This window comes from Shewanella sp. Pdp11 (assembly GCF_002838165.1).
In the GTDB taxonomy this organism is placed as follows: domain Bacteria; phylum Pseudomonadota; class Gammaproteobacteria; order Enterobacterales; family Shewanellaceae; genus Shewanella; species Shewanella hafniensis.
In genome coordinates this window covers 1,506,255-1,530,920 of sequence record NZ_CP015194.1, presented here as the reverse complement: position 1 = coordinate 1,530,920, position 24,666 = coordinate 1,506,255, and the positions used below count along the sequence as shown (strand labels likewise).

Annotated in this window: 15 protein-coding genes and 1 rRNA gene; 11 read left to right on the top strand and 5 right to left on the bottom strand. The window is 47.8% G+C overall.

Going from position 1 to position 24,666, the window contains the following annotated elements; all coding sequences use genetic code 11:
• Nucleotides 1-148: 148 nt before the first annotated feature.
• Nucleotides 149-1,690: ribosomal RNA gene (locus tag AYJ58_RS06830) — 16S ribosomal RNA — on the bottom strand.
• Between the two features lie 969 nt (nucleotides 1,691-2,659).
• On the bottom strand, nucleotides 2,660-7,213 hold the full coding sequence (locus tag AYJ58_RS06825) for an ATP-binding protein (RefSeq protein WP_106649516.1): 4,554 nt from the start codon (nucleotides 7,211-7,213) through the stop codon (nucleotides 2,660-2,662).
• 121 nt (nucleotides 7,214-7,334) lie between these two features.
• On the opposite strand from AYJ58_RS06825, the gene AYJ58_RS06820 reads away from it, so the two are divergent.
• On the top strand, nucleotides 7,335-8,246 hold the full coding sequence (locus tag AYJ58_RS06820; protein WP_006082994.1) for a LysR family transcriptional regulator: 912 nt from the start codon (nucleotides 7,335-7,337) through the stop codon (nucleotides 8,244-8,246).
• Here AYJ58_RS06820 and AYJ58_RS06815 read toward each other — a convergent pair.
• On the bottom strand, nucleotides 8,243-9,115 hold the full coding sequence (locus AYJ58_RS06815; RefSeq protein ID WP_087587943.1) for an OXA-548 family class D beta-lactamase OXA-552: 873 nt from the start codon (nucleotides 9,113-9,115) through the stop codon (nucleotides 8,243-8,245). The two genes, AYJ58_RS06820 and AYJ58_RS06815, sit on opposite strands and share 4 nt — an antisense overlap.
• Before the next feature lie 331 nt (nucleotides 9,116-9,446).
• Here AYJ58_RS06815 and AYJ58_RS06810 point away from each other — a divergent pair, with 331 nt between their 5' ends.
• From AYJ58_RS06810 to AYJ58_RS06760, 10 genes are all read left to right on the top strand, one after another.
• Entirely contained in the window at nucleotides 9,447-10,610 is a 1,164-nt protein-coding gene (locus AYJ58_RS06810) for a hypothetical protein (RefSeq protein ID WP_106649515.1), read from the top strand.
• Nucleotides 10,611-10,884: 274 nt separating this feature from the next.
• Entirely contained in the window at nucleotides 10,885-11,544 is a 660-nt protein-coding gene (locus AYJ58_RS06805) for a SprT family zinc-dependent metalloprotease (protein ID WP_106649514.1), read from the top strand.
• Nucleotides 11,545-11,717: 173 nt separating this feature from the next.
• Nucleotides 11,718-12,494 (top strand): endonuclease EndA, encoded by a 777-nt coding sequence (gene endA / locus AYJ58_RS06800; RefSeq protein WP_443019231.1) that lies wholly within the window; start codon nucleotides 11,718-11,720, stop codon nucleotides 12,492-12,494.
• Between the two features lie 6 nt (nucleotides 12,495-12,500).
• Nucleotides 12,501-13,232, top strand: coding sequence for a 16S rRNA (uracil(1498)-N(3))-methyltransferase (gene rsmE / locus AYJ58_RS06795; RefSeq protein ID WP_106649512.1), 732 nt, complete (start codon nucleotides 12,501-12,503; stop codon nucleotides 13,230-13,232).
• A 90-nt stretch (nucleotides 13,233-13,322) separates the two neighbouring features.
• A complete protein-coding gene (gene gshB, locus AYJ58_RS06790; protein ID WP_106649511.1) occupies nucleotides 13,323-14,276 on the top strand; it encodes a glutathione synthase in 954 nt (317 codons plus the stop codon).
• A gap of 74 nt (nucleotides 14,277-14,350) precedes the next feature.
• Nucleotides 14,351-15,670, top strand: coding sequence for an alkaline phosphatase (locus tag AYJ58_RS06785; RefSeq protein WP_106649510.1), 1,320 nt, complete (start codon nucleotides 14,351-14,353; stop codon nucleotides 15,668-15,670).
• Nucleotides 15,671-15,840: 170 nt separating this feature from the next.
• The gene (locus AYJ58_RS06780; protein WP_106649509.1) at nucleotides 15,841-16,884 is read left to right on the top strand and encodes a methyltransferase; all 1,044 of its coding nucleotides are present in this window, start codon (nucleotides 15,841-15,843) and stop codon (nucleotides 16,882-16,884) included.
• A 478-nt stretch (nucleotides 16,885-17,362) separates the two neighbouring features.
• Nucleotides 17,363-19,051: a DUF342 domain-containing protein gene (locus AYJ58_RS06775; protein WP_106649508.1), complete on the top strand. Its 1,689-nt coding sequence runs from the start codon at nucleotides 17,363-17,365 to the stop codon at nucleotides 19,049-19,051.
• 226 nt (nucleotides 19,052-19,277) lie between these two features.
• Complete coding sequence (locus AYJ58_RS06770; RefSeq protein ID WP_106649507.1) at nucleotides 19,278-19,655, top strand: DUF4144 domain-containing protein; 378 nt, start codon at nucleotides 19,278-19,280, stop codon at nucleotides 19,653-19,655.
• 233 nt (nucleotides 19,656-19,888) lie between these two features.
• Nucleotides 19,889-21,031, top strand: a complete 1,143-nt coding sequence (locus tag AYJ58_RS06760) for a site-2 protease family protein (RefSeq protein WP_012586842.1) — start codon at nucleotides 19,889-19,891, stop codon at nucleotides 21,029-21,031.
• 142 nt (nucleotides 21,032-21,173) lie between these two features.
• Here AYJ58_RS06760 and AYJ58_RS06755 read toward each other — a convergent pair whose 3' ends face one another.
• Entirely contained in the window at nucleotides 21,174-22,625 is a 1,452-nt protein-coding gene (locus AYJ58_RS06755) for an efflux transporter outer membrane subunit (protein ID WP_106649506.1), read from the bottom strand.
• Nucleotides 22,626-22,632: 7 nt separating this feature from the next.
• Nucleotides 22,633-24,666 carry a MacB family efflux pump subunit gene (locus tag AYJ58_RS06750; RefSeq protein ID WP_106649505.1) on the bottom strand — a complete coding sequence of 678 codons (2,034 nt, stop codon included), beginning with the start codon at nucleotides 24,664-24,666 and terminating at the stop codon, nucleotides 22,633-22,635.

Below are 24,666 nucleotides of genomic sequence, written 5' to 3'. Positions count from 1 at the left end.
ACCGGCTCGCGGTGCATTCAGCTCTGACTTCTCCTAAGAGAAGCTAAACAAGCAATCTGTGTGAACACTCAAAAACACGGATGTTTTTGTGTCGACTCGGCACGTATGCCATGTTGTCGACCCAACAAGCGTAAGTTAGTCGTATAGGTAAGGAGGTGATCCAGCCCCAGGTTCCCCTAGGGCTACCTTGTTACGACTTCACCCCAGTCATGAACCACAAAGTGGTGAGCGCCCCCCGAAGGTTAAGCTACCCACTTCTTTTGCAGCCCACTCCCATGGTGTGACGGGCGGTGTGTACAAGGCCCGGGAACGTATTCACCGTGGCATTCTGATCCACGATTACTAGCGATTCCGACTTCATGGAGTCGAGTTGCAGACTCCAATCCGGACTACGACGAGCTTTGTGAGATTAGCTCCACCTCGCGGCTTTGCAACCCTCTGTACTCGCCATTGTAGCACGTGTGTAGCCCTACTCGTAAGGGCCATGATGACTTGACGTCGTCCCCACCTTCCTCCGGTTTATCACCGGCAGTCTCCCTAGAGTTCCCACCATTACGTGCTGGCAAATAAGGATAGGGGTTGCGCTCGTTGCGGGACTTAACCCAACATTTCACAACACGAGCTGACGACAGCCATGCAGCACCTGTCTCACGGTTCCCGAAGGCACTAAGCTATCTCTAGCGAATTCCGTGGATGTCAAGAGTAGGTAAGGTTCTTCGCGTTGCATCGAATTAAACCACATGCTCCACCGCTTGTGCGGGCCCCCGTCAATTCATTTGAGTTTTAACCTTGCGGCCGTACTCCCCAGGCGGTCTACTTAATGCGTTAGCTTGAGAGCCCAGTGTTCAAGACACCAAACTCCGAGTAGACATCGTTTACGGCGTGGACTACCAGGGTATCTAATCCTGTTTGCTCCCCACGCTTTCGTGCCTGAGCGTCAGTCTTTGTCCAGGGGGCCGCCTTCGCCACCGGTATTCCTCCAGATCTCTACGCATTTCACCGCTACACCTGGAATTCTACCCCCCTCTACAAGACTCTAGTTCGCCAGTTCGAAATGCAATTCCCAGGTTGAGCCCGGGGCTTTCACATCTCGCTTAACAAACCGCCTGCGCACGCTTTACGCCCAGTAATTCCGATTAACGCTCGGACCCTCCGTATTACCGCGGCTGCTGGCACGGAGTTAGCCGGTCCTTCTTCTGTAGGTAACGTCACAGCAATGGTGTATTAAACCATTACCTTTCCTCCCTACTGAAAGTGCTTTACAACCCGAAGGCCTTCTTCACACACGCGGCATGGCTGCATCAGGGTTTCCCCCATTGTGCAATATTCCCCACTGCTGCCTCCCGTAGGAGTCTGGGCCGTGTCTCAGTCCCAGTGTGGCTGATCATCCTCTCAGAACAGCTAGGGATCGTCGCCTTGGTGAGCCATTACCTCACCAACTAGCTAATCCCACCTAGGTTCATCCAATCGCGGAAGGCCCGAAGGTCCCCTCCTTTCCCCCGTAGGGCGCATGCGGTATTAGCAGTCGTTTCCAACTGTTATCCCCCTCGACTGGGCAGATCCCTAGGCATTACTCACCCGTCCGCCGCTCGCCACCTCAGAAGTAAACTCCCTTGTGCTGCCGCTCGACTTGCATGTGTTAGGCCTGCCGCCAGCGTTCAATCTGAGCCATGATCAAACTCTTCAATTAAAGTTTTGTTGCTTCCGTCTTACGACTTCAGCGGCTCAATGAATTCTGATTTTTTGTTTCCGCCCTCTCTTCATAAAGAGAAGAAAGCGAAACCAAAATTATGTACATATTGCTATGAACACTCTTCATCATTGATTTAATTCTTTGACTGCCAACCCTAAGGTTAAGCAGTTTCGATTAACTCAACACCTGTGAGTGTCCACACAGATTTCTTGTTTTATCTTGTTAAAGAGCAACTCAATATTCGTAAGAGAACTTGAGTACCACACTGAGCGCCGAACGCTTCCAGTTGGCTAGGGCTGCGTATTTTACGCATTTCCCGTTTCACGTCAAGGAGTATTTTTCAACTTCTTGCTGCGCTTGAATTAAATGCTTAAAAGCGACTCAATTCAAGCTAACTCGTCAGCAGGCTTTCGCTGTCTGCCGTGTCAGTGGATGCGCATTATAGGGAGATTGAGAAAGTGCGCAACCCCTATTTTAAGGAAATTTGCAGTTAATTCTAATTATCTAATCTAGCCACACCATACCCACCGCTTACCCCCAAAGTTATCCACACACCGCTCATTTTAGACTCAGTTTCAACTTAAAATGAGGTTTGATGAACCTCTATTACTACGAATAAAGCACGGAGATTCCGTTGACTCTCGAGGCCAGAGGTGGGTTCTTGATGCAGCTTGTTCTAATAAATGGGCGAACGATAGATTAAAGAAACTCTTTGCCGACTTAATCAGAGATACAGGCCGTATTGCACAAAGCTGATATTGGCCACTTGTTAGTTATGAGCTTATCTATTAAAGCTAAGTTGATTCATCAAAGACGTCATGCACATTATGAGCGGCATGCTCGCTTACCTATATTTAGTGACAGGAAATTTAGTGACAGAAAATTTAGTGGCAATAATTTAGAAGCAAAAAAATACCCGCCAATGGCGGGTATTTTCTCATTCAGCTATGGAGTTAAACGCTGAGCTTATTCTTCAACAGGCGAGACCACGAACAGTAAGTCGCCTTGAGACACTTGCTGACCATTGCTGTTCAGGATGCGCTCTATACGATACTTCTTATCTTCAGGGTACAGAATCGCACTCTGACGGTTAAAGCCGGCTAAGGTCACTTGCGAGAACATCTTCATCGCTTCTGTTAGTGCTAGTGTTTGATCAACGGTGACTATGTCACCTTCTTTCACAAAATCCGCTTCACCCGGTGCAGAAGAGGTATAGAAGATACCTGCGCCTTGGGCTAACACTTTCAGTTCGTTACTTTCGCCAACACGCAGTGACTCAGTATCTACTTCCACAGTTTCAGCGGCAGCTTCCATTTCTGCGATCAACGCAGGAATATCGAGCTCGGCCATTAAGCGTGGCAGATAGTTAGTGTCGTAAACACCTTCGTTGAAGGTACCATCTTTCAAGATCAGCTTGAGTAACGGAATGTTAGTCGCGATGCCTTTCAGCACTACGCTGTCTAAGTATTCGTACAGTTTGGCAATCACATCCTCACGGTTTTCACCGCGCATGATGATTTGCGCAATCAAGCTATCGTAGTATGGCGATACTTCTTTACCTGGCGCTGCAATCGAAATGATTTCCACATCGGGATGATCTGGGAACACACATTCAGTGATCTTGCCCGGATTTGGGATCAGCTGCAGTATGCCGTGGCTATCGAGCGCCGCTTTCTCAGCGGTTACACGTACTTCCATCGCATAACCAATTTCTTTAGGCTCTAATGCTTCAATTGAACGGCCAGCGGCAATATCAAACTGCGCACTAACGATATCAATACCTGAAGTCGCTTCCGTAACAGGATGCTCAACCTGCAGACGCGTGTTCATCTCCATGAAGTACACTTCGTTGGCATCTAAGTTATAGATAAACTCAACGGTACCTGCGCCCATGTAATCGGTCGCGTCACCTAAGGCACGAGTATAAGCCAGCACTTGTCGCTTCAGCTCATCTGGCAACATAGTTGAACCAGATTCTTCGACTACTTTTTGGTTATTACGTTGAACCGAACAGTCACGCAAACCTAATACTTTCGCATTACCGAACTTATCACGCAGTAACTGCACTTCGATGTGACGCAGCGATGTCACATATTTCTCTAAGTACAAGTCACCGTTACCAAAGGCTGCAGCCGCTTCGGTTGCCGTTTTTTGGAATAAACCAATCATGTCTTCAGGACGTTTTACAACCTGAATACCTTTACCGCCACCACCTTGTACCGCTTTAAGCAATACTGGATAGCCGATTTCGCTCGCCACGTTTACGGCTTGTTCAGCATTGGTCAGAATACCGTGCGAACCAGGCACAACAGGTACGTTTTGCGCTTGCGATGTCTTAATCGCGTTCGACTTGTTACCCATAGTCGTCATTGAATGCACGCTAGGACCGACGAAGTTAACACCGTTATTCACACACAATGCAGCAAACTGCGGGCTTTCTGATAGGAAACCAATACCAGGATGCAATGCATCAACCTGTTCATATTCGGCCACTTTCAGCACTGAGTATGCGTTCAAGTAACTTTCGTCCGAGGTGTTACCACCAAGACAAACTAACTTGTCAGAATCTTTGAGCATGTCCGCTGGCACTGATGTCATATCAGGATCCGACGCCACTAATACCACATTGATATTATTGTCATGCGCCTTACGGATCAATTTCACCGCAGTACAACCACGGGCGTGAACCAATACTTTGTTAATTGGCTTCATTAACTTACGTGGATCGTTCTGCACGATCACTTCTTCTTCAACAGTTGCTTCAACCACTAAGGTCGACAGTGCATTGATGATCACGTCGTTAATTTTTGCCGAAGGCATTGGCATCAGAGGATCGATACCTGCTAACTGAGAGTCTAAATTGTCGCTGAATGGGTTATGGACTAAGCCCGCCATTGCGCCAGGTACTTTTGACAAGTAGTTAGACAGAGTCGCCGTTGATGGCAAGTAAGCTGGCACTACCATTTGGCCTGCGAATGGCATGTTAGTGCCAGACAGGTAGTAAGTTTGCACTAATGGGTGAGTCACAAAACTCGCCTGTGCACCACCAGTACAGTCACCAAAACCAAACATCAGTACAGGCAATTCGTTATCACGAATAAAGCGCGTGATACGGTCGTTCACCACAGCCATAGAGAATAGCGCCGCGGCACCTTCTTTAGTCTGCATACCACCTGAACTGATAAAGCACACAACGGGTAATTTACGCTTAGCACACTCGATCAATAGTGCAGAGAATTTCTCAGCACTGGCCATATCAAATGCACCGGCTTGGAATGCGGTGTTAGACACAGCCACACCCACGCGAACTTTTTGACCTTTTTCTTTAAAGTCAGCAATACCTGTGATCAAGCCACATGGGCGAATGCCTTTATCTAACGCATCTTCGATTGATAAACGGAAGCCAGGGAAGTTGAGCAAGTTAGCCGACATCTTGTCGCCATTGATCTCTTCGAAATGGGTAAAGAACTGTTTAACCACATTTTCCCAAGTCATGTTGCCTTTACGTTTTTCGTCACGCAGCACTTTTTGGATCAATAGATCCTGATAACCCATGGTCAAGCGGTTCCAGAAGTCCTTACGACGACCGATACGCACTGGGTTGATCGCGCCAGTGTACTTGCTGGTATCGCTTTCGCTATCGAAATACTCAGGCAGTAGACGTTCGAAGAAGTAAGTCAGTACCACGAATAGACTGTCGTTAAGTTGTGGGAAACCCACACTCTTCCACTGCTCTACGCGGACTAATAAATCGGCACGGTTCGATTGACCCATGAAGTATTTTAGCCACTTGTAGAACTTAGCTTTGTCGTTCGAGGTATCTTGTGTCGACATTGCATGGTCAATTGACTTGTGCAGCAGGTTGTTCACTGAATTACGTGACAAACTCTTCGACATCATGGCTTCTTTCGCGATTGACGCTAAGCTACCGACAACGTTGTCGTACAAGGCATTGAAGATCAGAATGTTATGGCATTGCCAAATAAAGTCTTCACGCAGCTCTTCATTCACAACCACATCGAGTACGGTCAGCTGATTCAGCTCAGGCCATTTAGCTTGAGTTACAGATTTTGGCAAACTTTCTAAGTGCTGAATCAGCCCTTTGAAGTTGTTGGCCGCATTACTCTTCCAGCGGTGATACAAAGACCAGCTGATGTTAAATAACAGCGCCTTACGTGCTTTCTTATAGTTCTCTTTTGGTTCACCCAAAATCAAACGAGTCAACATGTTACGCTCGGTAGACACTTCATCACGCTTAGCGACAAAAGTAGTCCACAATTTGTTCAGTTCTTCGTCATAAACCAGTTTATCTGGGTTAGATAACCAAGCTTGGAACACACGATCTTGTTCCTGTTGGATACGCGCCAACAAATCACCTTCTGGCACACTAGCACGTGACAGACGACCGTATTGCTCTTGAGAAATCGAATGGATACGGCTACGCAGCGTTAAATAACGCAAATAACGATAAGCACTACCAAACAGATTGTGGTGACTGGTTGGGCTCGTTGCCACAGCCAATTCGGCGTTCAGTTCCAAAGCTATCAAGTTTTTAGATGGATTTAGGAAACGAGTTAAGCTGCGGTCATAATGCTCACGTAAATCTTTAGATTCACGCACAAAATTCATCGCTGCACGCTCAACCGCTTCTACGCTGCTAATAATAGCGCGGCGCAAATTGTGCTGACGCTCATCACGGTCACCCGGTGAAAAGTCGATGATACCGTCGATACAGCCTGAGGTATAAAGCTCTTCTGGTGATACACCCACAGATTTCGCACATTCCTGCCAAGATAAGTTGTACTTACGGGCAATACTTTGCAGACCTTGTGGCTGGATCGTGTTGAAAATACCGTCACGCAACGACAACAGAATGTTCGCCGCCGCTAATGGAATCGCACCACCAGAATAACCGGCACCGATCACAATACCGACTGTCGGTACGTCAACGTTGGCGCTTTCTGCGATAGCTTTAGAAATTGAATGCGCTTGGTTTTGGCTGTTAGCGATTTCGCCCGCATCAGCTCCAGGAGTATCAATTAAATAGATAATAGGCATAGACAATTCGGCGAAATGACGAATTGCTTTACAGGCAGCGTAATGATGCTCAGGCATCCAAGCACCGTTTGCGGTAGTGCGTTCTTGGGCGATAAAGCCAATACGACGAGTGCGTGAACCAAAGTTCAGCTCGACCTCAGCACTGTAAAAAGAGCCCAAGTGAGTTTCAGTAATCAAGCGACCTTTAAGATCGGCAATGATACGTTTTGCACCAGGACGACCTTTATCTTGGGTCGGCTGGATCACTTTAGTAACGTAACCGTCGACATCTAACGATGCCAAGTCTTTCAAGTTTGCCTGAATGGCATCCTCATTTAAAAGACCTTTAATTTCTTCCGATAAACTCTGTTTACTGTGCTTAGGAAACAGAGAAAAATCCTTTGCCAAATGCTCGGCTTGTAAAAAAAGCGGATCGGGCGTTTGGGCTTGAGTCATGTGTGTGGGCTGATTATTGCTGGTCATCAAAAGATCCTCTGCTTAGCCTCTGAAAATTTTTAGCCAATAAATATAACTTTGTTATCCCGTCAAATGCCATTAAACTGCATAAGACGCTATGTTCCAAATATGAGACAGTGGGAAAAACATGCCAGATTTAAACGGTATGATGCTATTTGCAGCCGTAGTTAGAGCTAAGGGATTCTCCCAAGCTGCACGTGAAACCGGCCACCCAAAATCCACCATAAGTCGCAAAATCGCGCAGCTTGAAGAACAACTTGGCGTGCGATTGCTACAGCGCGACACCCGTAACTTGAGTCTGACCCAAGTCGGGGCACTCTTTTACCAACACTGTGATTCCATTCGCAATGAGGTGGAAGCGGCCAAGGCTGTTATCGAGAATACTCACGATGATGTGTCAGGATCATTACGGATTGCGATCCCAGTGTCATTTAGCCAAGAACTTATCGCTAACCTCTGTAGCGGATTTATGCGTTTATATCCCAATGTTGAATTGGATGTCCAGTTTACCGACAACGATATTGGTTTAGTCGGCGAAGGATATGACATAGCCATCAAATATGGCCCACTTCAATCGTCGGACTTAGTCGCACGATTACTGTTTGAACGCCAACCGATTTTAGTCGCAAGCCCTGGTTACTTAAAACTCAAAGGCACGCCCGCAACGCCAAAAGAACTCAGCCTGCACAGTGGTATTTTATTGGGCACTTCTCGCTCGGCGCCGATTTGGCCATTGGGTAAAGGTTCGCGTAAAACCATGGCGAACTTCCAACGTAAAGTACGGGTCAACAGCCCTATCATGGTGAAGCAATTAGCCATGGATGATTTTGGCATCGCCATGCTATCCAATTCGGCCTGTAAGACCGAACTCGCCAATGGACAGCTAGTACCGATTTTACAGGAATGGCCAATTGAACCCTTTAAGGTTTACGGGGTTTATTCGAGTCGACGCCAACTGGCCACCAATATCAGCGTCTTCTTAGACTTCTTCGTAAAACGCTTTAGCAGCCAAGAAAGTCTGCAATCCCTCATGGGCTAAGGAATTACGTGTTCCAGTTTTAACACTTCTTTAGTAATGGCTTGGCGCAATGGCAAACCTGCGGCATCTGGGATGTCCATATTCATTGCAAAAAACCACACATTATCATCGAGTTCTACCCAACCAACCCACCAGCCAATGCTTGGCTCAGCTCTGACCGCATAACCGGTTTTTGCGCGGATAATATAATCAGAATTCGCCTCGGTGAGCATGGCCTGCTTAACGATGCGTTGACTGCGCTCTGAAGCGTGTACCTTGTTGTGATAAAGTCGGCGCAGGAAATCGATTTGCTCAGTGGCCGATATCCGAATACCACCATCAAGCCAAAAGCTATCTAAGTTACCCGAGATAGTCTCATTGCCATAATCGAAAGAGGCGATCATCTTCGACATTCGCGCCTCACCAATTTGGCGGGCAAACTCTTGATAGACTGGCACCACCGAATACTTCATCCCGGTAATCAAGTTGTGGTCACGATTCCAAGTGGCAATATCACGGCTTTTACCATCCCACTTAAACACTTGATGTTCATCCTTCACCACACCGAGATCTAGCGCAATCAAACTGTTAGGGATTTTAAAGGTCGATGCAGGTAAAAAACCTTGATTGGCACGTTTAAGATTGTTGGTATATCCCTGTTGCTTGTTTTCGTTCCATAGTGCTACCACGCCCGAGGTTTGTTGAAGCTTAGTTTTTTGCAGTTTAGCTTGTTGCGGTTCAACTTGATGCTGAGTAAAAATGGCATCCCAACTGCGGGTTTCTTGCCACTCCTTCTTCACCGCGGTTGAGGCAAAAGTCGGGGCGGCAATGATTGACGACGCTAACAGTGAGGACATCACCAACACAGTCGATATGGCGAACGAACGCATAAAGTCTCCTTGTAGAAACAAAAAATCCAATGAACTAAAAAAGTGATTAAGGCTATCACTTAGCGTTTTTGCATGCCCTAGCAAACTGCTGACAAATTGTGGCAAAAAAGAGGCAAGTAAATTCTGCCATAGAAGGACTGATGTCAGCTCAGCGCCTTTGAAAGAGAAGATGATGAGATAGAAGATATTGGCATAAGATGACGAAGATCAGCCTGCATAACTTTATTACCCTTGGCTTGTAGTGCATACTTTTTGGCATAAGAGCCTTCCAGTGGACGAGATGAACATCATTTCCAATCAATAAGGTCTAATCACTACAGGGAAATCAAAAATGTTGAAGCCAGTATTGAAGCCAGTGTTAACGCTAATCCTCACCAGTAGCTTGATCAATACGGCCAGTGCTGTGCAGCTATTGGGTGATGTTGAAGTTTCCCGCCTACCCACAGCCGAAAAAACCATGGGCGAAGTCGTGACTCGCTATCAAGCACTTGACGATGGTCTGGCTCAACTAAGCTCAAAGAAAAACGAAGTTGACGCCACCCAATTAGCCGCGCGCCAAGGCCATAGATTATGGCAACAAGCGGTACGCGATGTGCAGTCAGGTCATGTTGACGACCGACCTTTATATTGGGCGCGCCTTGCCATGCTTAATAGTCTTAAGAGCACCAGCGCCAACTTTAAAATGGCCGATTGGCAAAATGATATATTAATGAGTGCGGTTGAAAAGGCCTCACGGGGATTTAGCGATATTCAATATGCTGATGATGTTCAAATCAAAATATTCCTCACGGGTTTCGATCCTTTCTTTCTCGACAAAGATATCACCCAGAGTAATCCTTCTGGCTTAGTTGCCCTCGCCTTGGATGGTTTCCGCTTTGATGTAAATGGCAAAACGGCGCAAATCGAAACCGCTATGGTGCCAGTGCGTTTTGAAGATTTTGACCAAGGACTTATCGAATCGCTACTGAGTCCGATATACCGCGATCCTAAAACCCAATTTGTATTTACCGTCAGCATGGGCCGAACTGACTTTGATATTGAACGCTTCCCTGCCCGAAATCGCAGTGCTGCTGCGCCCGATAACCAAAATGTCCTCACTGGCGGCACTAAAACCGCACCGCTTGCCCCAAAGCTTAATGGTAAAGATTTTATCGGCCCTGAGTTTGTCGAATTCTCGCTGCCGGTTGCCGCCATGCAAGTAAAAGATGGCCAATGGAAAGTCAACGATAACCACACAGTCACTACCCTTGCCCGCGGCGAGTTTAGTGCAACATCATTGAATGAGCTGCAAAACGAGACGTCAGTCGAAGGCTCTGGCGGCGGTTATCTTTCTAATGAAATATCCTATCGCGCCATAGTGTTGCAGCAAAAGTTTAATAGCAGTGCGAAAGTCGGCCACATTCATACCCCAAGAGTCAAAGGCTATGACGCCGATACTGAGCAAGCCATAGTCGAACAAGTGCGCACTATGGTAATGCAAGCGGCGAGTCTATAACCAAGCCACACTGGCTGAAACTGGCATTGTCAGATAGCGTTCGCTATGATGCGAACGCTTGGCCTGACTCTTATTTCAAGCGCTGATTTCAATCGCTGATTTGGAAGGCTGAGTATTAGAGCAGATTGCAAGAACAAGCGTTCGAATGCAGAAGCCAAGCGCCATACATAGGATTGGCTTCAAAACTGACGCTTTATAACTGATGCTTTTACAACCAAATGAGTGTTAAGCACTCAATATTTACCTTTAACCGACGAGATCCAACGCTAATCCTATGTTGAAACCTGCAGACTTACTCAATGCTTTACGTCGTCGCAGCAGTGAAGCACTCGCCCCACTGACAAAATCGACATACGCAGCCTTAGGCCAAAGCCAAGATAAGTCGCAGGCGATAACGAGTCCACCAGTACAAGATACGGCTCAGGCACATAATTTCACCGGTTCATCACGCCCACTCTCATCACTGCAAATACAAGTACTAGAGCGAATTGAAGCTTGTTATCAAGAAGCGGAGATATCGCTTAAGCGCGCTTTCCCACGCCCAGTCACACAATTTAGTCTCAGGGGAAAGAGCGCGGGTACGGCTCATCTGCAGCAGAATCGCTTACGATTCAATCCGGTGTTGCTAAGCGAAAACAGCGAAGCTTTTTTGACTGAGGTCGTGCCCCACGAAATTTGTCATTTACTGTGTTTTCAGCTTTTTGGCAAAACCAAGCCCCACGGTAAAGAATGGCAATCTTTGATGCTAACGGTATTTAAGGTTAACCCGAGTACCACCCACAGCTTCAATACCACTTCGGTGGCAGGTCGCGACGTTGAGTATCGCTGCGCCTGTGGACCTATTCGGTTGAGTATTCGCCGCCATAACAAAGTGTTGCGGGGCGAAAGCCGTTATATCTGTAAACGCTGCAAGACCCATTTAATGGCGAACTAAGCACTCTTCGCGCACAATACTCACACCCACCCCACAATTCGAATTTCAGCATTTGGGAATTGCGTGAGTAAAAAGTACGACGCAATTTGCATAAGCAGCGGCATTTCCCTTACCATCACGCCATAAAAGACGAGCCAAAGGCTCGCGTAGTATTTGTTATTTTGGGATAAATTTTGAACAAAACGTCTTTAACCGTTAATTCACGGCGTCTCTTGCTGTGCCTGATCACTTGGGCGGCAATCTTAACTGTGCCAGCAAGCGCCTCAGTATCACACCCCAATAGTTTCAGCCAAGCAAAAACCAAGTCGCAGGCACTCTACGCCGGAAGTCGCCAAGGCACTCTACCCGCTGTGAGTTTTTACTGTGGCTGCGATATTCAAATCAAAGGCAAATCCTGGAAACCCGATCTCGCCAGCTGCGGTTATCAAGTCCGAAAACAGGAAACCCGCGCAAATCGTATCGAGTGGGAACACATAGTGCCCGCCTGGGAATTTGGCCATCAACTCCAATGCTGGCAAAAGGGCGGGCGTAAAAACTGCGCCGATAACAGTAACGAATTTAATAAGATGGAAGCGGATATGCACAACTTAGTGCCCGCCATCGGTGAAGTGAACGGCGATCGCAGTAACTTCCGTTTTAGCCAATGGAACGGTAAAGCTGAGCAATATGGCCAATGTGCTATGGTCATCGATTTTAAGCATCGTCAGGCGCAGCCGCCCGTAAACGCCCGCGGTAAGATTGCCCGCACTTACTTATATATGCAGCAAACCTATGGGCTTAAAATCGCTTCACAACAATTAAAATTGTTCAAAGCATGGGATAAAACCTATCCAGTTGATACTATTGAGTGCAAACGCGATAACGCTATAGCGCAAACTCAAGGCAACCATAATCCCTTTGTGCAAAATGCCTGTAAAGCGCCACCACAGCGTCAACAACTAGCCGAGTAAGGTCGAATGAGAGTCCCAAGAATTTATCAACCTCAGCCATTAGCCATCAATCAACAGCTGAACTTAGACGAAGATGGCGCGGCCCATATCGGCAAAGTGCTGCGCATGGGTAACGGCGAACATATCAGCCTATTCAATGGCGATGGCCATGATTATCTTGCTGAAATTGTCGATGCAGGTAAAAAGCATGTCACAGTAAAACTGCTTTCCTGTGAGGCCAATTCATCTGAGTCGCCACTCAACTTGCACTTAGGCCAAGTGATTTCCCGTGGCGACAGAATGGAATTCACCATTCAAAAATCGGTCGAGCTGGGGGTTAATACCATTACGCCGCTGTTTTCCGATCGCTGCGGTGTAAAGCTTAATGGCGAACGCCTAGAGAAAAAAATTCAGCAATGGCAGAAAATCGTTGTGAGCGCCTGTGAACAATCGGGCCGCAGTCAAGTACCTGTGGTTCGCCCAGCGATGGACTTACACGATTGGTGCAGTGAGCCAACCTCGGCACTGAAACTCAATTTACACCCACGTGCCGCACACGGTATCAATGGTTTAGATTTAGCGCACACTCGCGTGCGCCTGTTAATTGGCCCAGAAGGTGGTTTGTCGGCGGAAGAAATCGCCATGACAGAAACCTATCAATTTACCGATGTGTTGCTTGGCCCCAGAGTGCTTCGCACTGAAACCGCCTCGCTCACGGCCATTACGGCGCTGCAACTCAGATTTGGTGATTTAGGCTAAACCGCAGCAGCAAGCTGCGCTGGCATAACAGCCCCCATTATCCAATCAATGCTTTTTGCCTGCAAACGGCGACAAATAAGGAACAGATTAATGATAAAACTCGGCATAGTGATGGACCCCATCAGTGAGATCAACATTAAGAAAGACTCTAGTTTTGCCATGTTAATGGCCGCGCAGGACAGAGGTTATCAGCTGTTTTATATGGAAATGGCCGATCTTGCCATGGTCAACGGCGTGGCGATGGCCAATATGCGTCCGTTAACTGTTATCAATGATGCGAGCAAATGGTATGAGCTAGGCGAATCTCAAGACACGCCAATGAGCGAACTCGACGTGATCTTAATGCGTAAAGACCCGCCATTCGATACTGAGTTTATCTACGCCACTTACATGCTGGAGCGCGCCGAAGAGCAAGGCGTATTAATCGTCAACAAGCCGCAAAGTCTACGTGACGCTAACGAAAAGCTGTTCACCGCATGGTTTAGTGAATTCACCCCAGAAACGATCGTGACCCGCGATGCCAAGCGTATCCGCGCTTTCCACCAAGCTAAGGGCGATATCATTCTTAAGCCTTTAGATGGCATGGGCGGCACCTCGATTTTCCGCGTAAAGCAGGATGATCCTAACCTTGGGGTGATCATCGAGACCTTGACCAGCTATGGCCAACAATATGCGATGGCGCAAGCCTTTATCCCTGAAATTACCAAAGGCGACAAACGCATTTTAGTGGTCGATGGCGAGCCTGTTCCTTACGCGCTGGCACGTATCCCAATGAAAGGCGAAACCCGTGGCAACTTAGCCGCTGGCGGTAACGGTGTGGCACAACCTTTATCTGACAGCGATTGGGCGATTGCCCGCGCCATTGGCCCTGAGCTTAAAAAACGCGGGCTGATTTTTGTCGGGCTGGACGTGATTGGTGACAAGCTGACTGAGATCAATGTGACCAGCCCAACCTGTATCCGTGAGATCCAAGCGGCATTTGATGTCGACATCACGGGCATGTTAATGGATGCTATCGAAGCACGCATTCAAGCCACAGCATAAGAATTTACCAACGAGTTTGTTGATTGTAAGGCGCGAGCCAACCGCGAGCGCCGAACCACTTCTAGGGATGTGATATGAGTTTCACCAAAGCGCCACTCTTGTTACTCGGCATCAGTTTGCTGTTATCTACGCCAGCTTGGGCTGATGAAACGGGTCCAACAAAAGCGCCATCGCGACCGAAAAATATCGTCATCATGATAGGTGATGGTATGGGACCGTCTTACACCAGCGCCTACCGTTACTACAAAGATAATCCTGACACTGAAGAAGTCGAACAAACCGTATTCGACCGTTTACTGGTGGGCATGGCAAGCACCTATCCCGCGAGCGTCAGTGGTTATGTGACTGACTCAGCCGCGGCCGCGACAGCGCTGGCCACAGGAGTAAAATCCTATAATGGGGCGATTTCAGTCGATACCCAAAAACAACCACTGCCGACCATACTCGAAAAAGCCAAATCCCTTGGCCTCAGTACAGGAGTCGCGGTAACGTCACAAATCAACCACGCCACGCCAGCCGCCTTTTTGGCCCACAACGAAAGCCGTAAAAACTACGATGCTCTGGCACTCAGCTATTTAGAAACCAACGCCGATGTATTTTTAGGCGGCGGTCAAAAATATTTTCCCCCTGCATTATTAGAGCAGTTCAAAGCCAAAGGTTATCAGCACATTAGCCGCTTTGAGGATCTCGCCAGCATCACCCAACCTAAAGTGTTGGGCCTGTTTGCTGAAGTCCAATTGCCTTGGGCAATTGATGAAAAAGATGCGAAAAAACTCAGTACCTTAACCCAAAAAGCACTCAGCTTGCTGTCGCAGAATGACCAAGGATTTGTGCTATTAGTCGAAGGGAGTCTCATCGACTGGGCGGGCCACAATAACGACATCGCCACTGCTATGGGTGAGATGGATGAATTCTCCAATGCCATTGAAGTGGTTGAGCAATTTGTGCGTGAACATCCTGATACCCTGATGGTGATCACCGCCGACCACAATACTGGTGGCCTATCGATTGGCGTCGATGGTAACTACAACTGGAACCCTGAAATCCTGCGTAATATCTCGGCTAGCACAGACACTTTAGCCTTAGCCGCCATCAGTGGCGAACAATGGCAAGCCGATCTTGCCCGCGGTTTAGGCTTTGAGCTTAGCGAAGAAGAAGTCGCCAAATTAAACGTCGCCAGAATGCAGGGATTAGAAACCATGGCGGTGGCAATTCGCCATCTTATTGATAAACGTACTGATACAGGTTGGACAACCGACGGTCACACAGGCACAGACGTACAAGTCTTTGCCGCAGGTCCGGCATCTGAGCTGTTTAACGGCCATCAAGACAATACCGATATCGCCAATAAGATTTTCAGCTTACTGCAAAAACCGAAGAAACCTAAGAGCTAATGTCTAAATGATTCAACGAATAGAAGGCAACCGCATAATGCAGTTGCCTTTTTTATTGGTTTTTTTATTAGGGATTTTATCAGGTCTTAGCGCAGGGATTCGATGCAAACTGGCTCAGGCGTGAATAACGGGTATAATGCCCACACTTAAGTTTATAGGTGCCTGTAACTGTGTTAACCAATCCATCGCAAGTCATTATTCGTAATCAAGACAGCCTAAGCCAACATAAAGTGTTAGTGCTCAATCATGAAGCCGATCTTCTGCCAAAAGCCCTGCTCGATGTCGCGGCATCGGTCGATGCACTCGCCTTGGATTACCACCATTACTTGCACTTAGCGCCGCACGCCAACTCAAAGCTGCGTTGCTATTTCGGCCATGAACTGCCAAACCAAGACCCAGTTGAGCGAGAAAAATACGATACGGTTATTGTTTATTTCCCCAAGGCCAAACCCTTAGCGCCTTATCTGTTTAACCTCGCCGCCAATCATCTTGTGCCTAACGGCCAACTGTTAGTCGTTGGGGAAAACAAAGGCGGGATTAAGTCTTTAGTGAAGCTGTTGCCAGAGTATTTTGCGACTGGGATGAAGCTCGATAACGCTCGCCACTGCCTGTTATTTGGCAGCCATTTAGAGGGCAGCGCGCCAGCGATGAAGCTCAGCGATTGGGTCAGTCAGTATCAACTCGCGACCCCACAGGGCGAAATCAGTATCTGCAATTTAGTCGGGGTATTTAGCGAAAAACGCTTAGATCTGGGCACTGAATTATTACTGTCGCACCTGCCGACACTCTCGGGCCGAGTGCTCGATTTTGGTTGCGGCGCCGGCGTGATTACCGCTGCCCTACTCAAGGCACAGCCGAGCTTATCCTTAGAGTGTGTCGATATTAATGCGATGGCCTTGGCTTCCTGCGAACTCACCTTAGCCGCCAATGGCATGACGGCCGAAGTCTATCCTTCCGATGGACTGGCGCAAACCACGGGGAAATTTAACGGCATTATCTCTAATCCACCGTTCCACGATGGCCTTGCAAGCACCACCAGCATAGCGCAGAACTTTGTCACTGATAGTGCCAAGCAATTACAACATAACGGTATTTGGCAAATTGTCGCCAACCGCCACTTGCCCTATTCCGATATCATTGCCGCCGAATTTGGCCAATTAAAAGTGGTTGCCGATAACAACAAGTACAAGCTGTATTACTTCCAACACAAGTAAAACTCTACAGATAACGCGCTTATGCTTTGGTTATAGGCGCGTTATTGACTACGCCTCATACTCACTCGTGTCACTATCCCATTTTTCAGATAAAGCTTATCTTTCCTCGTGTTACAAAACTCAATATTGTGATCTGCCGCATGTCAGCGATTCCCGTAAACACACTTCCATTTACCTCAAATTGCCGTTCCTAGCATAGGAATTTGATTTAAAACACCAAAATAATCGCTAAAGCGAAAGTTAGCATTAAGTTGCGACTTACACTGCGATTAGTAGGAATAAACCAGAGATAACACTGTTTATCTCATTCAATTTCTTATAAAAAACCAACTATAAATCGCCCAGTAGACCATTAACAACAAAATGCCAACATTTGCTGTTTTTGCAGCCAAAAAGGCTTCTTTACCCTAAGTTTCTACTGTTATACTCAAATCAGCTTCTTAAACAATAATAAAACGCAATTACTAGGAATGCCCCTATGCTGGACCCTGAACTCATAGAGCTAAACAGCGATAAGACCAAAGCTGAATTGCGCCTGATCCCTAATGTCCATGGCCCAGTCACCCATGAAGACATAATGCGCCTGCTGTCTTTACCTGAATTCGGTTCCCTGTTTCCTTTAGAGCCAGCTATTACTAAAACCGTCGCTAAAATTAACGCTCTGTGCAGCCAAGATGAGGGGAAGTTTGAGCTATTCGCCACTTTAGCTGAACGCCGCGATGGCACCATAGCAATCGAAATTAGCCCAGATAAAATGCAAGCCAGCCTCAAACTGACCGCAGCATGGGGCGGTAAACAGATAGATTTGCCAGAGATCCTCACCCATCTCAAAAAGAACAACGTCTGCATGGGGTTAAGCAAGCTCAAAATTCAAACCCTACTCAAACAACTTAGCACGCTGAAGCCGGGTGAAGTTTGCCAAAGTGACATAGCCCAAGGTAAAGCGCCGGTCAATGGACTCAATGCGGTATTAGAACGCAAAGTGTTCCTCGCGCGTGAACGCTTACTTCAACCACAAGAGCGGGAAGATGGCAGTGTCGATATGCGTAATCTCGGCTCACTTATCGTCGTCAAAGCCAATGATCTCTTGATGGTTAAACACCCCGCCACCGAAGGTACACCAGGTTACAACATCAAGGGCGAAGTACTTAAACAAAAACCGGGTAAAGATGCCGTACTCCAAGCGGGTACCGGCACAGCTTTGCATCCGCAGGATCCCAATAAACTCATCGCCACTGTGCCAGGCCAACCCGTCGAAACCCGTACAGGCATGAATGTCGATGATATTTTGCAGCTTAAAGATGTCGATATCAGCACAGGCCATATCAGCTTTAAGGGCAGTATTTTAATCACCGGCGATGTCCACGAGGGCATGCTAGTTAAAAGTTCGGGTGATATAACCGTAATGGGCTTTGTGGACTCCGCGACCCTAGAGGCGGAAGGTGATGTCACAGTCAGTAAAGGCATCATAGGCAGACAAATCAAAGCTAATGAATACTCTACCAATATCCATTCTCAAGGCCAGATCAGCGCCCAGTTTGTGCAATATTCCGACTTAGTGGCCAAGGGCAATATCTTAGTCACTAAACAGTTGCTGCACAGCCATACCAAAACAGCTGGCAGTTTAACGGTCAGCGATCCGAGTGGTCGTCGTGGCGATCTGGTGGGCGGTGTCGCACGTGCAGAGAAAGGCATCACGGCGGTTGTCATAGGGGCAACGGCGGGAACCAAAACCGACGTTTATTGCGCGATGGAACATGGGGAACTTAAGCAAGCTCTCAAGCTACTCGATGAAAGCGTTAAAGCTATGGTTGTCGCCAGTTTAGATATTGAGGCTCGCCTCAATAAATTACCCCCAAAGTCAGAATGGCAAGGCGACGCTGTGATGATCGAGCAAATCAAGATGATGCTCGACCAGAAGAATCGCATTCTGGATGAGCGCACCCGTGAAGAACTCGAGTTCGATACCTTAAAACAAGAAGTCGAAGGCTATTACGAGAAATACCGCATCGAAGTGCTTAAGCACGTATTCCTCAATGTTGAGTTACATATAGGTCCAGCGAATCATCGCACTGCCCGTGAACACGGCACTTGCTGCATTGCCAATGTTAATCAAGAAATTAACTTTGACTATAACGCCAAGGCCAAAGCTGTACCGACGACTTAATACTCGCGAGGAGTAATGACGCATTCACTACTCCTTACTCATTCTGCCAGACTCTGCGAACGCGTTCTGGCCTCTATCAATCTTCCCTCAGCGTGGCATACTGCTATTAGATAAACTCACGCAGCATGCCAAGTATCTTCTTGTATAATTCTAATCCTTGCCTACTGCCAATGATTGTTCTCAGAGACTGTCTCAGAGCCCATTTTAAACTTCCTAAGGATCTGAAATGACTAGCGTTAAGATGTCGAATATTGAATGGCCTGCCATTGTAAAATTGACCCAAAATGACGAATTACTTTACCTAGAACACCAAAGGGATTGGCTCGAATTGGCCTGTCTCTATCAGCATCATTTTATCGATACTGACCAATTACTGGACTCCAAAGGCAGGCGCTATCTTATCAGTGCCTGTCCGCAAAAAATCCATGAAGATCCCGTCGGTGAACTACCGCGATTAGTACGCCAAAAACAAGATTTATCGCTCAATGAATTTATCAAGTGGGTTCAAAATCATGCCCAAGCACTGGGACAATGTTGCGTCGCTAAGTTGGCTTTCACAACGATTTCCCAAGGGATTGAAATTGTACGCACCCTCGATGAATAAACGGCAAGCAGCTGAAATATCATCATAAATGGCTAGCAATAACTCAGTTACTCAATAAAAAACACTATGACCTTAAAAGCTAATATCCTCATAGTGAATTCACAGGCATAATTTGCCGCTGTGTAGTAGCGCCGAGTCAACCGACAAAGCGCAGCTAAAATGCACTCCAAAATGACCGTTTTCAGCGTCGACTCAAGGGATGACGTTTAAGTTGGCACTAAATATACAAACAGATGGAACCGAAATTGGAACTACTTAAGATTGACTGCTTAGGCAAACAACTGCGCTTAGAAGGCTCACTCGCGGGCTGGCAACAACTCTTCTGGGACAATACCTTAGTCTCACAAAAAGAAGCTTCCGTCGACAATGGCGGCCTCAAGGTTCATGTCTTTGAGCTCACCCACCACAGCAGCCCATTGGCGACCGAAAGTGGCGAGCAAGCCATCGCCATGACAGAAAATAAAATCCAAGTTCGCCTCGAAACCGATCTCGTTTGGCAGCCTTTCCGCCTTGATTACTGCTTGCTGCTGGATGACAAAATCATCGACCAAGGCCGACGCACCGAAAAAGATATCGAACGCCAAACTCCAGAAACGCCCATTGTTAAGCAGCAAAAACTGAGCATGGTAGGACTTGCCTCCCTTGGTTTTAAACTATTAAAGAGCGCCAAAGTCATAAAAGTAGTGTTAGCGGGCGCCAGCGTTGCCGCTTATTCTTGGCTATTCTCCTTCCAATTTGCCCTTGCGCTTATCGCCTGCTTGGTATTCCACGAATACGGCCATATCCGCGCGATGAAATATTTTGGGATGAAAACCAAAGGAATTTACCTTATTCCCTTTATGGGCGGACTTGCCCTCTCCGATGAGAAAATTAATACGCGTTGGCAAGATGTGGTGATTTCTATCATGGGGCCAACCTTTGGACTCCTGATGTCCATCGCATCCTTGATTGCTTACCACGCCACGGGCAATGTGTTTTTTGCAGGCCTTGCCGCCTTTAATGCGCTACTTAACCTATTTAATTTATTGCCTATTTTGCCACTCGATGGCGGGCATATTTTAAAGAGCATTAGTTTTTCAATGAACAGCATCATGGGCTTGGTCGCCTGCGCCGCCGGTGCCGCTTTCGGAGTGTATATCAGCTACACCTTAGGCTTAGCGCTATTGGGCTTCTTATTGTTAATTGGCAGCCTAGAAATCATTTTCGAGTGGCGTACTCGCCATCAAAGCCATCTGCTGCCATTAGACAGATACGGGCAAATCTTCTCGGTTATTTGGTATTTGCTCACGGTTGGCGCCTTAGTCGGCATCATCTGGCACTTAGCTGGAACGGGCGATGATATGCTCAGCCTGCCGTTGCAAATACTCCGCAGCTAATGTGGCTTAACGGCTAAACACAGCGCAAAGGCACTAGCAACTCAGAGGCTTGCGCTTGCCTGAGTTATATAAAAACGAAAAAACCGCTATTAATAGCGGTTTTTGTTTTTCTATAGTGCTGTAATACTTTTACAACCGTGCGTTATTCCTTTGCCAAAGGCGGGGCGATATCGCTGCCGCCAAGGGCTTGATAAAGCGTCGCTTGGGCGGTGAGTTGGTTGTAACGATTCTCGAGCAAAGCCACCTCGGCGCTGCGACGATTCTCTTGGGCATCAATCCAATTCTGAATACCGATAGCGCCATTGCGGTACTGGCTCTCATAAATGGCTTCAACGGCCGCCGCGGCAATGAATTGCTGCGCCAATTTCTCCCCTTGATAGCGATATTGCTGCTTAGCCGAAATCGCGTTATCGACATCTTCAAAGGCGGAATAAAGCGACTTGCGATAATTCACCACTGCGGTTTGATAATCGATATCGGCTATATCATTATTGATTTGCATTTGATTCCACTGCAAAAAGGGCAAGACTAGCCCTGCGCCTAAACTGCCAACGGGATTGCGTAACAGCTCTTTTAACTCTGAGGTCGACTCTCCAACACCGCCGGTTAAACTCAGGCTGGGGAAATAACTCGCATAGGTGGCATCTTTACTCGCCAAGGCGGAGCGCAGTTGATACAAGGAAGCCTTCACATCTGGGCGTCTGACTAACAAATCTGCGGGTACACCCACGCTAACGTCCGGCACTGCCACATCGGGGAGTTGCTTAATCTCAACCCAAGTCTCCCCTGAGGCTAAACTCTGCGCCGGATCAGCCGCTGGTGCCTGATTGAGTAATATCGCGAGGGCATTTTTAGCCACAGTTAATTGTTGAATAAGCTGGCTATGCGCCGCCTCTTGTCCCGCCATACTGCGCTGCGCTTCGAGCACATTCACTTGCGTCACGGCGCCAGAATCATACTGCCTTTGGGTTAATGCCAGCGTTTGCTGACTGTACTCGATACTCTTTTGGCTTAAATCAATCCGTTGATTTAAATAACCTATCTGCCAATACAAGGATGCGGTGGTCGCCACTAGGCTTTGGGTAGTACTTTCCCTATCTTCGGCGCTCGCCAGCGCAGCCCATTGGGCTTGGTCGATATTGGCCGACACTTTGTCCCACAAATCCACCTCATAACTCACGGACAATTTCGCTTGATAGCTCTTAGTCGCATCGCCGCCCTCAAGTGGCTGATTACGGGAAGCACCAAGATTGGCCGATAATTGCGGATACAGATCGTCCCGCGTTAGCCCTGCCTGCAAGCGTGCTTTACGCAGCGTTAAGGTCGCCAGGGTTAAGTCATTGTTAGTGCTCAATACTTGGCTAACCAGCTTATCAAGCTGCGGCTGATGAAACTGCTGCCACCACGGGTCGACTTTTACTTGCTCGTTCACTGTGGTGTGTTGCCACTGTTCTGGAATTGCCAATGCAGGCGGTTCAAAGTCTGAGCGCATCAAACTGCCGCAGCCACTTAGCAAAGCGATTCCCAAAGCCGTGCAAACAGCAATAGTACTGCTACGAAGCAAAAATGGCTGATTAAAAAGTTTAGTATTCATGGTGTTATTACTCTCTGGCTAATGCGTCAACGGGATCTAACTGCGCCGCATTGCGGGCGGGTAAGAAACCAAATAGCACACCAATTAAGGTCGAACAGGCAAAGGCGGCAACGATGGAGGTGGTGGAATAAATCATTTGGAAACTGCCCCCCGTTTGAGCAAACACCACGCCAATTAAGTAGGACAAGGCGATGCCTAAGGTGCCACCACACAAACACACTAAAATGGCTTCGATAAGGAACTGGCGTAAAATATCACTCTGGCGCGCACCTACTGCCATACGCACACCGATCTCACGGGTTCGCTCAGTCACAGACACTAACATAATGTTCATCACCCCAATTCCGCCAACGACAAGGGAAATCACCGCGATCGCCGAGATAAGTAAGGTCATGGTTGCTGTGGTTTTTTCGATGTTCTGCCTAATGGTATCGGTATTGATGGTGAAGAAATCTTGCGTGCCGTGGCGCATTTTAAGCAGCGTGATAATACCCTGCTCCGCCGCGTTACTCGGCACAGTTTCATCGAGTCGAACGGTAATACCATCCAAATAATTTTTACCCACCATACGGCCAGAAACTGTGGTGTAAGGCACCCACACATTAAGCGCATCGCTGTTACCAAAAGCACTTTCTTTAGGCTGCGTCACACCTATGATACGTACGGGTAAATCGCCGAGGAAAATCACTTGCCCTATCGCCGAGTTATTGTCGGCAGCGCTGTTAGGGAAAAGCTCCTTACGGGTGTTGTCATCAATCACCGCATCTTGGGCGAGTGTTGCAACGCTGGCATCATCCCAAAACTGCCCCTGCGATAACTCATAACCTCTCACGCGAAAGAACTCAGGCCCCACCCCATTCACCGATGCCGATACCGCTTTATTACCAAAACGTACCGTCGCGCTAGAGCCAATACTAGGGGTCACGCTATCGACATAGGGCAGATTTTTAAGGGCATTGGCATCGGTCGCCGTTAAGGTACGCACCCGCGCCGAGCGTCTATCGCCAAAACCTGAACCAGGGCGAATATCAATCGTGTTAGTCCCCATCGAACTGATACTTTTAAGAATGGCCTGCTGCGAGCCTTCACCTAAGGCCACTACAGAAACTACAGAGGCAATACCGATAATAATCCCGAGCATAGTCAAGAAGGTACGTAACCTGTGGGTCGACATCGCCACCAGCGCCATTTTAAGCGCTTCGACATATCTGTCCCACGAAGCCACCCGCGCACGCGAGCTGTCTTTTGCTGCCACTGTTTTGGCGACCACAGTGCCGCTAGGCTTTTGTGGCGCCATATTTTGTAACGTTGAGCTTTGCGACGTCGAAGTTTGCGGCTTAGCCGTTTGTTTATCCAGACTGCGCTCATCGCTGATGATCACGCCGTCTTTAATTTCGATAATGCGATCGGCATATTGGGCCACATGCATATCATGGGTCACGATAATGATGGTGTGACCGTCGCTGTGAAGCTCCTGCAACAACTGCATCATTTCTTCGCCGCTGTGACTATCCAGCGCACCGGTCGGCTCATCGGCAAGGATCACATCGCCGCCATTCATCAAGGCGCGCGCCACACTGACCCGCTGCTGTTGACCACCACTGAGCTGATTGGGTTTATGGTCGAGCCTGTCGCCAAGGCCTAAACGCGTCAACAAATGCTCGGCTCTGTCTTTACGCACCGAGCGTTCTTTACCCGCATACACGGCGGGCACTTCGACGTTGCCTATGGCGGTCAAATCGCCCAGTAAATGATAACGCTGAAAGATAAAGCCAAAGTGCTCGCGGCGCAGCTGAGCTAACTCATCAACGTCCATAGTCGAGGTATCTTGGCCATTGATAAAATACGCGCCCTTTGACGGTTTATCTAAACAACCAAGAATGTTCATTAGGGTCGATTTACCCGAGCCAGAAGCGCCTACTATCGCCACCATCTCGCCACGGCCAATCGACAGGTTCACATTTTTCAAGACTGTGAGTTGCTGCTCACCCGCCTGAAAAGTGCGATAACAGCCTGAAATTTCAAGTAATGCCGTTGTCAC